The sequence below is a fragment of the Acinetobacter terrae genome (assembly GCF_002135195.1).
Classification (GTDB): domain Bacteria; phylum Pseudomonadota; class Gammaproteobacteria; order Pseudomonadales; family Moraxellaceae; genus Acinetobacter; species Acinetobacter terrae.
In genome coordinates this window covers 1-14,515 of record NZ_NEGF01000001.1, presented here as the reverse complement: position 1 = coordinate 14,515, position 14,515 = coordinate 1, and the positions used below count along the sequence as shown (strand labels likewise).

The 14,515-nt window shown below is 32.9% G+C and carries 10 protein-coding genes; 4 read left to right on the top strand and 6 right to left on the bottom strand.

The genetic code is table 11. From position 1 onward, the window contains the following. Positions 1-35: 35 nt before the first annotated feature. The 3 genes from B9T23_RS00050 to B9T23_RS00040 are packed head-to-tail and all read left to right on the top strand — an operon-like array spanning position 36 to position 5,284. Positions 36-941 (top strand): DUF4007 family protein, encoded by a 906-nt coding sequence (locus B9T23_RS00050; RefSeq protein ID WP_086192198.1) that lies wholly within the window; start codon positions 36-38, stop codon positions 939-941. Continuing rightward, a complete protein-coding gene (locus B9T23_RS00045; protein ID WP_086192196.1) occupies positions 934-4,422 on the top strand; it encodes a hypothetical protein in 3,489 nt (1,162 codons plus the stop codon). The genes B9T23_RS00050 and B9T23_RS00045 overlap by 8 nt, the downstream gene beginning before the upstream one ends. After that, complete coding sequence (locus tag B9T23_RS00040) at positions 4,412-5,284, top strand: phosphoadenosine phosphosulfate reductase family protein (RefSeq protein WP_086192194.1); 873 nt, start codon at positions 4,412-4,414, stop codon at positions 5,282-5,284. The genes B9T23_RS00045 and B9T23_RS00040 overlap by 11 nt, the downstream gene beginning before the upstream one ends. Before the next feature lie 55 nt (positions 5,285-5,339). Here the strand turns inward: B9T23_RS00040 and B9T23_RS00035 are convergent, their stop codons facing one another. The 6 genes from B9T23_RS00035 to B9T23_RS00010 are packed head-to-tail and all read right to left on the bottom strand — an operon-like array spanning position 5,340 to position 13,837. Then, positions 5,340-5,828 (bottom strand): DNA phosphorothioation-associated protein 4, encoded by a 489-nt coding sequence (locus B9T23_RS00035; protein WP_086192191.1) that lies wholly within the window; start codon positions 5,826-5,828, stop codon positions 5,340-5,342. Next, positions 5,825-7,855: an AAA family ATPase gene (locus B9T23_RS00030; protein ID WP_086192189.1), complete on the bottom strand. Its 2,031-nt coding sequence runs from the start codon at positions 7,853-7,855 to the stop codon at positions 5,825-5,827. The genes B9T23_RS00035 and B9T23_RS00030 overlap by 4 nt, the downstream gene beginning before the upstream one ends. A gap of 5 nt (positions 7,856-7,860) precedes the next feature. Then, entirely contained in the window at positions 7,861-8,076 is a 216-nt protein-coding gene (locus B9T23_RS00025) for a hypothetical protein (protein ID WP_086192186.1), read from the bottom strand. Further along, entirely contained in the window at positions 8,063-10,225 is a 2,163-nt protein-coding gene (locus tag B9T23_RS00020) for a DEAD/DEAH box helicase family protein (protein ID WP_086192184.1), read from the bottom strand. The genes B9T23_RS00025 and B9T23_RS00020 overlap by 14 nt, the downstream gene beginning before the upstream one ends. Before the next feature lie 54 nt (positions 10,226-10,279). Beyond that, positions 10,280-11,389 (bottom strand): cysteine desulfurase family protein, encoded by a 1,110-nt coding sequence (locus tag B9T23_RS00015; RefSeq protein ID WP_086192834.1) that lies wholly within the window; start codon positions 11,387-11,389, stop codon positions 10,280-10,282. Between the two features lie 57 nt (positions 11,390-11,446). Next, positions 11,447-13,837, bottom strand: coding sequence for a DUF262 domain-containing HNH endonuclease family protein (locus B9T23_RS00010; protein ID WP_086192181.1), 2,391 nt, complete (start codon positions 13,835-13,837; stop codon positions 11,447-11,449). Positions 13,838-14,375: 538 nt separating this feature from the next. Between B9T23_RS00010 and tnpA the strand changes: the two genes are divergently transcribed. Next, a partial coding sequence (gene tnpA, locus B9T23_RS00005) for an IS66 family insertion sequence element accessory protein TnpA (RefSeq protein ID WP_143222484.1) occupies positions 14,376-14,515 on the top strand: 140 nt, incomplete at its 3' end.

The window sequence follows — 14,515 nt, the reverse complement described above, 5'->3', positions numbered from 1 at the left end:
CTCACTGGAGGAAACTCTCCAGTGAATATTTTTAAATGAACTCTACTAATTTTACTTTGCATTTTTCAGGGCACGAAACTTTTGCTCTGCGCTACGGATGGCTAAATAAAGCCTATACCACATTGAATTTAAATGAAAAAGATGTTGAAAAACAGGTGGTTGATCTAGGTGTTGGGAAAAACATGGTCAATAGTATCAAATATTGGGCTGATGTATCAGGCTTAGTGCCCTTACAAAATAAAGAAAATAATAAAATAAGCTATGAAACTAAACTAGGCGACATTTTTACGAACTATGATCCTTTTTTAGAACTGAATGAATCTACTTGGTTGTTACATTATTTCATTCAAAAAAGGTTTAATGACTTAACTTTTTCTCGTTGGTATTTTAATTACTCTAATAAACAAGTTTTTGATAAAGCTGAGCTAGTTAGTGATTTAGCTAATTGGTTGGAGTCAGCAGGACTTAAAGTTCCATCACATGCGACTTTACAAAAAGATTTTGATTGCTTTGTATTGTGCTATGCGAAAAGACTGAGTCGTAAGCAACTCAATGAGGATGCATTCATCTCTCCTTTAAATGAATTAAACCTCATTTATCAAGTTGAATCACATAAATTTAAAGCAGATTTACTTGAGCAAAAAAACTTGCCCGTACAGGTGTTTTTATATTGTTTGGTAGATTTCTGGAAAGAGAATTTTATCCAATCACCTACTATTAGTGTAGATAGTGTTGCAACTAATCCAGGGAGTCCTGGAAAACTGTATCGTTTAAATAATGCAGCAGTTGATTACTTTTTAAATCAATGTGCATTAATCGATGATCGTTTTAAATGGACAGATACTTTGGGTATGAGAAGTTTGGCTTGCGATCAAATAAGCGAAGTAAATTTAGATGAACTCTTAGCAAATATTTATCGTGGGAAAATTAAAAATGACTAAAGTAGAAAATTTGAATCACTATTATCAGATTCATGTTAATCATCTTTTATCTACACGATTAGATACAGATATATCAAAAGAGTTTTTTGATAAAGTCGTTTTTCATGGAACAGCCTATAATTCTTTACAGACTATTATTGATTCATTTGAGACTTCGGGGCAGTCAACCTTCACATTGACGGGGAGTTATGGAACAGGAAAATCAACTTTAGCTGCTATTTTGACTGGCTTACTACATCAAGATAATCGGATAAGAAGTGCAGCACGAAATCTTATTAATGATAAGAAACTGCTTAAAAAATTTGATAAGTCCTTTAATTTTTCTGATGATAAACCATGGTTGGTAATTAAGGCAGTAGGTGGTGTGATGTCACCTGCTGAGTTATTTTATAAATCTATCTTAAAAGCCCTGCAGGATGCAGAACTCATAGAACTTTTTCAAGATGATCTATTTTTCTTTCCTGAAGAAATGCACAATGAGAAACAATTAATAGAATGGATAGATGAGGTATTTCGAGCACTTCAGGGCAAAATATCAGGCAGTATTTTTGTCTTAGATGAGATGGGTAAATTGCTAGATAATATCGCTAGAAATAGCGGTGATTTACACCTATTTCAAGAGTTATCTGAAAAAATTAATAGACTGTCAACTAAAGAATGTCCTTTTATATTTTTAGGCGTTTTACATCAGGCTTTTTCCGATTATGCAAAAGGCTTGAGTCATCAAATTGCATTAGAGTGGGCAAAGATTCAAGGACGTTATATTGATATTGCGTATCGAATTTCTTTAGATGAATCGGTTGCTTTAATCTCAAAAACAATTAAGACCACAAAAAATAAGATTCCTGAGCCAGTTGTATATCTAAATGAGCGACTAATTGATGATGTAATGTCATCTATTGGTTCAAGGTTGACAGAAAGTAGCCCTAAAATTAAACAATATTTTATTGGCGCTTTGCCATTACACCCACTAACTACAGTTCTCTTAGGTTCAATTGCAAAAAGTAGTTTTAGTCAAAATGAACGCAGTATTTTTAGTTTTCTCTTATCTGTTGAGCCATTAAGTTTCAGAAAGTTCTTAGAAGCTGATGTTGAATATTACAAGACTTATACTATTGTTGATTTATGGAATTATTTAAGTCATAACCTGCAGCATCAAATTTTAGGGTCTAAAGAAGGGCATTCTTGGGGAGTTGTTGAAGAATCACTCACTTTATTAAGCAAACAGCTCAATAAGTTGGAAGTAGGTAAAAATATTCAATTAGATGAGCTTTACTTTAATATTGTTAAAGCTATTGCAATGATGAATCTATTTGGAAAATCATTAGGTGTTTATCCAACAAAAGGATTAATAGCTAGTGCATTGCCTACTTCGGCAGCTACTTTGGATTCTCTTGATGAATGTATAGATAACCTTAAAGTTTGGGGAATAATAACCCATTGGAATCGAACTGATTCGTATGAAGTGGTTGAAACATCTGAGCTTAATATTCAGCAGTTATTACAGGAAAAGTTACAAACATTAAGCAGTCAACAGAATTATTTTGAACATATTGACTATAAAGGAAATGCCATACTCGCTAAAAGACACTACCAACAAAAGGGTGTGATGCGTTGGATGGATCAGCACCTAGTCAATGATATTGTAGAACTTAAACGTTTACTTAATAGTGGTAAATTGCAAAATACTAAAGCCTTTGCACATTTTGTTTTAATCACAGATCATGCTTTGAGTCCTAAAAAACTTACTGAGATTTCGATTGAGTATCCAAGGTTAGTTATTTCTCAATTGAAAAAATTGAATGAAATTCTAAGTTGGTCTAAAGAAATTTTTGCTTTAAAAGAAATCCATACAGATCAACCTAAATTAATGATTGATCCTGTTGCTAAAAAAGAATATGAGCAACGTTTAAATTATGCATATCAGCAGATCGATTCCTTATTTCAACAATCCTTTGAGAATGTTAATTGGTATTTTTCCGGAGAGAAGATCTTATCAAAATCATTATCGATGGTCGCTTCAGAGGTAGCTGATAAGACGTTTTTTGCTTGTCCTGCAGTCTCAAATGAATTAGTCGTTCGACATGATGTATCTAGCTCTGCAGCAGCAGGCCGTAGAAAGCTACTAGAAAAGATGTTGGAAAGTTTTGATCAAGAAAATTTAGATATAGATAAATTTCCGCCAGAGAAAGCTATTTATCTTTCCTGTTTAAAACAGTTAGGTTTGCATCAATATCAAGCTGAGCAAGGTGTCTGGTCTTTTGTGATTCCTGGAGTGAATGCTAACTGTCATGAAGAGCGGAGAGAAAACTTACAACTAGTCTCTGAAATGTTTGAGAAAGGGTACGAATTATTTAAGGCAAATAAGAGATTAGTTACATTATCAGAGCTTTATATAGAATGGTCTAAGCCACCATTTGGCATACCGCAAGGTCTATTACCAATTTTTGGTTTGACATTACTATTAGCTAAAGAAAGTGCTCTAGCGTTTTATGACAAAGATGTCACACAGGAATTTCGTTTTATTAGTTCAATGGATGAGGAGTTCTTAAATAAGTTGGTTAAGCGTCCAAATGAAGTTGCTGTAAAATTTGTGAAAGAGCCAGCTGAAAAGAATCGTTTTATTCAGTTATTAGCTCAAAGTATTAATGATATATTTTCTAAGAATATTCAGGCTACGCCATTATTGGTTGCTCGCTTCATGGTTTCTCATGTAGTTAAGCAATCAAACTGGGTTAAATTTTCGAAAGATATTGAGTTCTTTGAAGAAAAAGTACAGCAACTCCGATCTTTTATTGTTAAGGCTGATGACCCCTACAAATTGTTATTTGAAGATATGTATGATTTGTTAGAGGTGGATAATAAAGATGATCGACAAATTCTTGCTGATATTTCGGACTTCTTTATTAGTATTAAGAATGCAAAATCTAATTTATTTAAGAAGTTTGAAAAAAAACTGCATAAAGAGTTAGGTGAGATTACTCCAGAGATTATCGAACAAGCAAAATCAGTTAGCCAGTCGGCTGCTGATTGGCAGATGAAAAAGTTTGCAGAACATTTATCTAAAAGTTCAAATGGTTCAGCTCAATGGATCAGTAACATGATCACTTTGCTCGGACAAATCCCTGAAAGAGATTGGACTGATGACAGTTTGAAAAAAGCTTTTGAAGCTTTACCAAATTATATACAGCGCTTTAAACAACTAGGTTTTTTTGTTAAAAATGCTCATTCTGAAATAAATTCAAATCAAGAGCATCAATCTCTAGCAATAATTGTAAATACTGCCCATGGTTTTGAAGAGTACAATAGAGATGTCATTATTGATCAGAAACTTCAAAGTAAGTTGAATACTTTAGAAATAGAATTAGATAAACAAGTTAATTCTATAGAGTTAAGTGATGATGCTAAAGCAGTAGTCTTATACCAACTGCTGAAAAAATATTTGCATCCGATAGGTGAGGAAAAGAAACATGACAATTGAGAAGCCAATTAAACATGTTCTAGGACTATCTGGAGGGAAGGATAGTGCAGCATTAGCTGTTTACATGCGAGATAACTATCCTGAGTTAGATATAGAATATTTCTTTACTGATACTGGAAAAGAACTTCCTGAAGTTATGGACTACCTAAACAAGCTCGAAGCTTATTTAGGTAAACCTATTTTACGTTTAGGGGCAGATAAGGATTTTGATTATTGGTTAAAAGAATATAATCATTTTCTTCCCTCAGGACATCAACGTTGGTGTACTGTCCAAATGAAGCTAGTACCATTTGAAAAATGGGTTAAGCCTTTTTTAGACGAAGGTTATGAAATCATTAGTTATGTCGGTATTCGCGCTGATGAGCCGTGGCGTGAAGGTTATGTACCTACTCAAAAATTTTTAACGACTAAGATGCCATTCGCGGATGATGGTTTGGTCAAAGAAGACATTATTAATATCTTGGAAGGTACTGGTTTAGGCCTACCTAAATATTATGAATGGCGTTCACGCAGTGGTTGTACATTCTGTTTTTATCAAAGAAAAATTGAATGGGTTCGTTTAAAAGAGCGTCATCCAGAGAAGTTTGAAGAAGCGAAAGCTTATGAAAAACAATTAGCTGATGAAAAGTCTACTAATGGTGAAACTTATTATTGGATGGGAAAAAATACGCCTTTAAGTACGCTTGAAGACCCTGAACGTATTGCTCAAATTAAAGCTGATCATGAGAAAAAGCTCGAGAAATTTAAGAAAAAGCGTCGTCGTAATGCTCTACATGATGACCAATTAATAGAAATGATCGATTTAGACGCAGTTTATGACGAGGTAGAAGGAAGCGGGGCTTGCGTTACTTGTTATAAATAAGGTAAATGGGCTAATCTAATTTACCATTAGCCCATTTTTTTTGTATTTTTAATGCTTAAAAATCTACATCTATATCATCATTGTTAATTTGTAAATTAGATTTATCATTTCTATCCATTTGATCCAAAAGCTTCTTTTCTAAGGTTTCAATTTTCATTAAATCACCAGGGTTGCTTTGAAACCAATCATTAATTAAGTCTAACCCCCCATTACAATATTCTTCAAAAATTTTGATAGAATCTTGAAGGCTTTGATCTTTTAAGCACTTCGCATTGCGATTTTCCATGAGGGCTAAAAGATAGATAAAACCATCCTCTTCAGTAGAGGAGTAGGTTCCTAATGTAATTGGAATTTTGTCAGATGATAGGGGTAATTTTTTATTAAAACAGTGACCAATCATTGCAGCAAAAACCATAAGATCCTTATTATAATTAAAAATCCCTGTTTCACGATCTTCTACTAGTTTTTGTACGATATGCTCATATTTACGATCACGGTTAACATTTAAATTACGCCAATTGACCTTACTCTGTGACTGATTCATATTTTAACCTCTTCAATTACAGTTCTATCAACTGTACAGTTGTATCTCACTGTGTCATATTCTTTACTTTGAATAGTAATACAATATTTTTCTTTATTATTTTGTTCTGCATTAACTTCAGCAATTAAATTATACTCTGCACCTACTTTATCTCTAATGTTATCTTCCACTGAACCTTCCCAGTGGCTAGAAGACAGTAGTAATATTACTTGTTCTACAGATTCGGGAATTGACTTAGCCATATTACCTTTATATTTATTATCAAGTACTCCAAATGGGGCATCAATAACAAAAGGGGCGATAGCACCCGGTGTTAGTATTTCACCTTTTGCATTTTTTCTTTTTGCCGCGAGCTCTATTAAACAGGAAATAAACGTAAGACTGAGTAATAACTGTTGACCATCACTTTCGGCAACTTTTAGGCCATTGCGATCTACTAAACGAATATCAAATGTATCTTTATTTACAGAAGCTTTATAGTCTTGACGAACGTATTTTTCTAATAACTTATTAATCATATTAGATAAATCATTAATCACACTAGTTTGTGTTGTAATTAAAGTATTGGAAATAAGTTGTTCAATTTTTTTGACAATATCTAAAGATTCTTTATAGGTATTAAGTTCGGAAGATAACGAACTTAATCGACGTAATTGGCCCTCTTTCAAGTTAAGTTCTTGCTTAGCTCTAGATAGCTCATTACTTTTTGAGCCCTGTACAGTCAATTCAGCATTTTTATTCTTTTCGTGGCCACGACGAGTATTTTCTAAGTGTGATATTTCTTCAATAGTCATCTGATTAAGCTGCAATGAAATTTCAGCTAATTTCTTCTTGGTGAGCTCAAGTTTTTCTACAATTGAATCTAAATCTTTAATATTGTTAGTTATGTGTTCATGAGTATCTTGGTTTTTTGAACGAATAGATTTTAAGGTTTCACGAGCTCTAGTAACGCGATGTCCTTGATCCGGATCAGCAGCATTTTCTAAAAGTTTTATAATATTGTTATAGGCTATTGATCCACTATTAATATCTGAGCCGCAGATACAATGCTTTTCCTCTAAAATTTGTCGAACTAAGTTCTCATTATAAGGTGCGGGAATAGTGCCTTTAAACTCTTCATCATCAATAAAATCTAAAGCTTTAGATGCGAGAAAATGGCTGAAAATGTAAGTTCCATAACTACTAATCAATTTTTTCTTGCGATTGAACTTATCTTGATATTCTCTTTCAAGATTAGATTTAGCAGCTTCAAGTTCTAGTCTTTCCTTTTGTATTCGTTTAATTACGTTGTGATCACTATCGGCTAACTTTTTATCAATCGTTTCGATTTCATAGGTGTAATAAGCAATATTACTCGCACATTTTTCTAGTCGCTCAGTATCTTCAAAAATTCTTGATTCAAGACCAGATAATTCTTTTGATAACTTAGATATTTCCCCTTCCTTATCAAGTTTTGATATTTCAGAGAGATATTCTCTTTTTATAAGGTTTAAATCTTCTAAAGCTTGCTTTGCTGTTGTAAATCCTAAAATTTTCTGGATTGCTTCTTTGACTTTTGGATTTGAGCCAGAGCCGGTATTGGTTATACTGCCCATACCTTCACCTTGAAAAAAAAAGTACTCTGACATATCTTTCGGGATAATAGAATTTATAAAAAGTTCTGGATCATTGATTTTTTTATAACCTGAATCTGTACTTTCATAAACTATAAATTTAAGTTGGTTAGTGTAATCACTTTTTCGCTCACAAATATAATGTTTATTATCTTCTTCGAATTCAATTTCAATAGATAAATTACTATCACCCTCTGATCTTGCAATATTATTTAATAAAATTTTATTATCTTTAAAATTTTTAGTGGTTTCTCCGAATAACCCCCATTTTATGGCATTTAACAGAGCCGTTTTACCGACACCATTTTCAGCATGAATCAAAGTAATATTTTTTTTATAATCAGTGGAAAAAATAATCTTTTGTTTGCCGTAAAATTGTCTAAAGTTTACTAGTGTTATAGATAGTAATTTCATTTAAATTAACCTTGTGATTCCTTAAAGCTTTCAGATTTTCTAGCTATCTCAATATGTTCTTTAATATCTTTTCTTCTTTGATTTGAACCTTGGTCGGAGTAAAGAAATTTTCTTTCTATATTTAAGATTTTTCGTGTTAGTTGACGTAATGGCGACTCTGATTCAATTTCGATTTCCTCTAGAGCAGCCTTAAAAACATCCTTTAGATCAGTGTCTATCATTATTCATCTCCAAATTATTAATCATATGTTCAATATCTATTTTGTTTGTTGCAAGATATGTGAAGTCTCTTATACGTTCAAGTTCTGAACGTTTTAAAGATTCTGCATATGGGGTTTTATAATCTAAACAGGGTAAAATTACAAAATCATATATCCTTGCTATATTTTTATCCTGAAACTTTCTTAAAACTCGCCCCCGTCTTTGAATATATTGCCGAGGGTTCTTTGTACTCGCGAGAATATATGCGGTACGGCAAGCGGGAACATCAATACCTTCATCTAATACTTTCATTGCAATTAATGCATTTATTTTTTGGTTTTTGAAAGATTCTAAAAAATCTCTTCTATCATCTTTTTTTGTGTTCCCTATAAATTGAGCCGTACTCCAATTATTATTTTTTAATATTTTAGAAACTTCATCAATAATGTTATTTCCCTCACTGTTTTTTCCTTCACCAACGTAAAATAGCGATAAATTTCTTTGAGACAGGGGGATAGTTTTAGTAAGAGTATTTAGCACCTCTAGTTTATTTTGTGCTGATCCTAAAACTCTACTTCTTTGAGAGGATAAAATCATTAATGCATTGCTATCATCTTTTGATAATTCCCCATTAGAGTTGATCATTATTTTAGAAATTTTTTCTGATATATTGTCAAATTGGACTTGTTCTTCATCTGTAAGATAGGTTGGAATAATATAATATTCGTAAGGCGTTAAAATATTATCATTGATAGCATCTTCTAAAGAGTAGGTATCTACTATTGTCTGGTAGTAACTTAAAATGTTTTGTTTGGCGAGATTGGGAAATGGACTATCCAAATCATCATCATCATTAAAGGGTGTAGCAGATAAGCCAAGTTTAAAGTCGGCATCAGGAAGAGAGTTACATAAAGACTGAGCACCATGACGATGACATTCATCACCAATTAGCATAAGATTTTTAGGATTTAATTGTTTAATGAGTTCTTGGAATTTATCTGAAATAAGTGTTTGATTTACAACTAAAATACATATAAATTTTAAATTTGCTATATTAAGAAGTTTAATTTTTCTTTCTAAAGTTTGTGCCCATTTTAATTGACTTTCATAACAACAAACAGGAGTGATATTGAAATTTTTAAGCTCCTTAACCCATTGATTTGCAAGATCAACATATGGGACGCTAATAATTACGACAAGAGGTTCATTTTTTTTGTACTTGGCTTCAAACACTTTGGTTAAAGCGTAAAGTGCCGTAATCGTTTTACCTGAACCTGTCGCGTGCTGCAGAATACCTGTAAATTGATTTGCTTTCCACCGATTAAGTGCACGTCGCTGGTGTTCACGAATAGAGAATTTATGTACCCCTAAGCAACTAGGTACTTTGGGATAAGGCTTTTCATTTTCTTTTATTACTTCTTCAATACTATTATCTAATAGATAATAGTAATTTATTAAATCAATAAAATCATTTTTCTCAATTAATGTGCTTTTGATATAATCTGATATATTTTTATACTGATGAGATAATACTGAAAGCGTAAGCGTGTCTTTTTGATTATTGTTCCATAAATTTTCAAACGCACTAACATAATGTTTTCCGTAGTCGTTAAAAATCTCATGGTTCCAACTTTTATAAACACTTATACACTCAGCATTTATAAATTCAAATAAACCAGAGGGTGTTTCATTAGCAGATCCCTGAAAAACTATTTTATTATCAAATTCATCATAAACTATACCAATCTTCTCGTGATACATTCCCCTTTTTCGTAAAGCAAATTTTATTTCAAGTTTTTCTGATGCAATCAAAAATCCTAAGAGCTTTAAACGATTAAAATGTAAATCCTCACTTTTAATCATACTTAATAATTCTTCTAAATATTCATCTACGTGGCTTTTAATAATTTCTGTTGAAGCAAATTTTATTGCTTCATATTCATCTGCATCTAGAGGATCACCAATGATAAGACGCATTTTTCCATTTTTTTTGATTAGTTGACTAAGTCCCTTTGTGTTACATGCAAGTATTGCAGATGAGAAATAACCTACGGCTCTATCATATTTAGTGGCATAAGATAAAACAGGTAAATAAAAGTCATTAAAAAGATCATCATCGCTACTACGATAGACTGTTTTTAGTTTTAAGTTAGTAAATGACTTTTTCATATCAATTTTCAAATAAAATTGTTGTTGTATATATTAGAATTTAAAAAATATAAATCAATCTATATATACTTTTAGTTGAAAAATTAAATCTTTTATACTACTAATTTCTGTTTGATGGGAAATGCTCAGTCTTATACTTGAAAATGATTCTTCAAAGGAGGCTCCTATAGCTTTAAGTACATACGATGCCTCAAGGTTCATTGAAGAACAAGCAGATCCTTGAGAACATAAGTACATGGAATTTGTGACAAACTGAGATGCATCAAAATTTGGTAATCTTATATTTAAAATATGCGGTATAAACTGTTGTTCAGGAGTGTTACTTATTCCTCCTAGCTCGGATACTGCCTCTCTCAAATATTTATTTAGTCCAAGCACAGAATTTATACTATGCTCAATTGTGTGATCTTTTACAGCCGCTCCAAAACCTAGAATGAGAGGTGTCGCAAGTGTACCGCCTCTTAAGCCATATTCTTGGCCTGCACCATGTATAACTGGCTGAATGCGAGTTTCCCGTAGATCACGAATATAGACTGCTCCAATACCTTTTGGTCCATAAATTTTGTGGGCTGAGATAGAAAGCATGTCAATATTTAATTCATCAACATCAATTGGGATTTTTTTATAGGATTGAGCTGCATCTACATGAAATTTAATGTTTTTGTCAAAGCATGCTTGTCCAATAGTTGCAATAGGTTGGATTGATCCAAGCTCATTATTCACATGCATGATGCTGACTAAGACGGTATCTTCTCTCATAGCAGCAATCACATCTTGTGCATCAACGACCCCATTTTTTTGTGGAGGAATATAGGTTATGTCATAGTCGTGCTCTTTTTCTAGAAAATGGCAAATTGCTAAGATACATTTGTGCTCGATAGAGGAAGTGATGATATGTCTCCCTTTGCTTCTATTTGCTAAAACATATCCCTTAATTGCTAAATTATTAGATTCAGTTGCACCGCTAGTAAAAAGAATCTCACTTTTATATGCACCAATTGAATCAGCGATTAAACTTCTTACGTCTTCAATTTTTTCAGCTGATAGAAGACCAAGCTTATGCGCAGAAGAAGGATTTGCATATTCTTCTTCAAATGCTCTGAATAGTTCTTCCTTGACAGATTGAAGAAGAGGGGTAGAAGCAGCAAAATCTAAATAAATCATTTTTTTATGTTTAAAGAGAGATGCTCTTAGCATCTCTCTTTTTCATATATTAATCAATTATTCTAACCATTTAATTAGTTCATCCCAGGCAAGTTCATAAAGTCGTTTTGAGCGTATGGTAATGAATTCACTAGTCCATGGTTTAGTCATACCACCTAAGGCAATAAGATTAGGCATGTATTTTTGTGCCTGTAGTAAATCATGTGTTAGATCCCCAAAACGAATATTATTTGTAGATGCTGCTTCGCTCAAAATTCTGGATGCTTCATTTTGATCCTGAGCCCCTACAACTTTATAGAAAATACGTTTTTCTGCCCAAACTCTATTGCCCAAAGATGAATTAAGCTCGCGAGAAACTAGAATCAAGTTTCCTAAAGTATCTTTGAGTTCACCATTTTCATATATAGATGTATCCCATAAACCATTATTATTGGTTTGTGGGGCAATATGTTCTAAAGAGAGATTTCTATCATCTATATAACTTTCAACATTTAAGCAAGGATTAGAAGCAGATCGTCCTTTAATTAGTAGGCCCTCAGAAGTGGAGTCAGCCACTGCATCATGATGGGCAGCTAATAATAAAAATTTAGCAACTTTTTTAGCACTGCTATAAATTGGAAGGTGACTTGATACAGATACAAAATTATCTTTATTTATTAAATTTCCTTTCCGATCCCCATCTAATAGGCGTGATTTAAGTTCAGCCTTAAAAAGTTCAATATTGATAGTTTGATCTTGCATATATAATTTCGCAAGGCGAGGTAAGCCTGTTGGCATATCTTCTTTACTTAAAAATTCTCGATATTCATTATCAATGCCGCCTGTTCCTCTACGAGATGCCCGCCACAATGTACTAAAGGCTACCATAGCTTTTAATGCTTCTTCAAAGTCATTAAAGCGTGCTTCTTTTTCTTGTTGGGTAGTGGCGTCAACAATTTGACTATAAAATAGGGTAAGAATAGGAATTACAATAGTGTGATTAATATCTTTGAAAAACTTTAATCCTAATTGACTAGTAGTTGATAATTGTAACTGACCAAAATATTTTGATAACTCACTGTAATTTTCTGACTCCCAAATATGTTTTTTGAAATTTGCGCAATAACTTAACATTTTGATAAATGTTAGTTGGTTATTTGTTTCCTCAAAAGAAGCTTTAAGTTCACTGCGTTGCTCAGCTAGTCGACCTGAAATACGTAAACCTGAATAGGAGCTGAAGAAGTGTATTAAGAGTTCTTTGGTTGCTTTTTGAAGTTCTGGACCAACAGAAAATACACATAGGTAGTCGGCAATTTCATCCATGAGTGTTTTTGCTTCAGATTGCTCATAGTTAGCTAGACCTACAGCATTCACAACTCGAGGCTTGAATGTTTCGAATGCTGTTAATGGTTCACCTGTTGTATTTAAAGATTCAAAAATAGTAAAAGCATAATCTTCATTTTTCCCTTTTACGACTGTTAGAACCACTCGATGTAGGACATAGCGTGCATAAAAAACGAGTAGGCTTAATTTATCAAATATTTCTTTTTCATTTGTAGGTAAGTTTAAGATATCAGAAACAGGTGCTACATGATTTAAGAGGCCTTCTTGAAAGGTATCTGAAGCATAAATTTCATCAATACTGGGTACTTCTTCTATTTCATCTGCCACTGTATTGCGATTACTTGACATGCTCCTAAAAATTTTCATTAGTTGGTTGAATCGATCAACTAATGCTTCTTCACCTTCAATATTACTTTCACGTTTAATTGGTTTATATTCAATTACTTCATAATCAGATTTATCAATTTCAGTAATATAATTAAAAATCAGATTGGCAATTGGGGAGTCATATTTTTTTGTAGTAGAATTTTTTGACCATTGATCATCAATTGAGCGAATCATTCTTGGATAAAGGGGGGAGCGACCAAAAGAATATTTTTCATAAAAAGTATCAGATAGTGCGGAGAGGGCTTCTCTAGTTTGACCATCCAGCCATTCGAAAGCTGTCATTTGGCTTTCTAATTCCGGTGTGATAGCTTCCTCTGCATTGGATAACTTTTCATATTCATTGAAGATAGATTTTGTTTTTTTAATAAACTGTTTATGCATTAAATTTAGAGAGTTGTGTAAAGCTATACATACTAGTAAAAGAGTGGTCATACGCTGTTGACCATCAATAACAGTAAGAACTTTACTTGGTACATCAGCTCTAACGATAGGTTGTACAGTTGAATTATTTACATCATGAATTGTAATGACTGTGCCCAAAAACGTGAAACTATCATCAGATTTAATTAACGTTTTTAAGCCGTGACCAATATCTTCAATCAGTCTACTAACTTTATCTTTATCCCAGCTGTATGGACGTTGGTAGGATGGAATGTAAAGACCTAATCCTCTGTCTGCAAGTAATTCCATAGGTGATTTGGAAATAGCTTCAAATATTGTTTTTGGATCAACAGCCATAATACCCTCTTAAAATTTATAATTAAATTACATGAATAGTACATTTAATTGTTTGATTGATAAACCTAATTTCTAATTTTTTTGTTTGTAATATTTGTGGTGTAAACGTTACTAGTAATTTGAAATGGTAAGTTACCCGTAAAAAGTAAACGTGTATTTTTTCTAAATTCATTTGATAGTCTTCCTATCCAATCCTTGATCTGATTAACTGTCCTTTTTAATGCTGGAGTCATTTGATCTGGACTGGCGAATCCATTTATGCAGCAGATTGGCATTGATCTGATGTTGCATTGCCACCTTGGACACTGATGTTGTCTGGTTGTTGGCATTGCTTATTTTTAATTAAGAGCATTAATTAGCCAATATAGTGAACATATTTAAATCCAACGAGCTATATGCCCGTTGGATTTATTCAGCTTCTATCAACCGTATTGACGCTCAATTTTGACCGTAGGCTGATTTCCATCGGTAATCCCCCCTGAAAATAATAGGACCTAAAAGTAGAATTTTCTCTTAAAGTATAGGCAGGAGATTCTGCATGAAAACATCTAAATTTACTGACAGTCAGATCATGTCCATTTTGAAACAGGCGGAGTCTGGCACACCTGTAGCTGCCCTTTGTCGTGAACACGGTATGAGTAATGCGACCTTCTATAAATGGCGTGCTAAATATGGCGG

What these genes read in the sequence shown, in the direction of transcription:
- B9T23_RS00050 (WP_086192198.1), top strand. Translation starts at nt 36, where the DNA reads ATGAACTCTACTAATTTTACTTTGCATTTTTCAGGGCACGAAACTTTT.
- B9T23_RS00045 (WP_086192196.1), top strand. Translation starts at nt 934, where the DNA reads ATGACTAAAGTAGAAAATTTGAATCACTATTATCAGATTCATGTTAAT.
- B9T23_RS00040 (WP_086192194.1), top strand. Translation starts at nt 4,412, where the DNA reads ATGACAATTGAGAAGCCAATTAAACATGTTCTAGGACTATCTGGAGGG.
- B9T23_RS00035 (WP_086192191.1), bottom strand. Translation starts at nt 5,828, where the DNA reads ATGAATCAGTCACAGAGTAAGGTCAATTGGCGTAATTTAAATGTTAAC.
- B9T23_RS00030 (WP_086192189.1), bottom strand. Translation starts at nt 7,855, where the DNA reads ATGAAATTACTATCTATAACACTAGTAAACTTTAGACAATTTTACGGC.
- B9T23_RS00025 (WP_086192186.1), bottom strand. Translation starts at nt 8,076, where the DNA reads ATGATAGACACTGATCTAAAGGATGTTTTTAAGGCTGCTCTAGAGGAA.
- B9T23_RS00020 (WP_086192184.1), bottom strand. Translation starts at nt 10,225, where the DNA reads ATGAAAAAGTCATTTACTAACTTAAAACTAAAAACAGTCTATCGTAGT.
- B9T23_RS00015 (WP_086192834.1), bottom strand. Translation starts at nt 11,389, where the DNA reads ATGATTTATTTAGATTTTGCTGCTTCTACCCCTCTTCTTCAATCTGTC.
- B9T23_RS00010 (WP_086192181.1), bottom strand. Translation starts at nt 13,837, where the DNA reads ATGGCTGTTGATCCAAAAACAATATTTGAAGCTATTTCCAAATCACCT.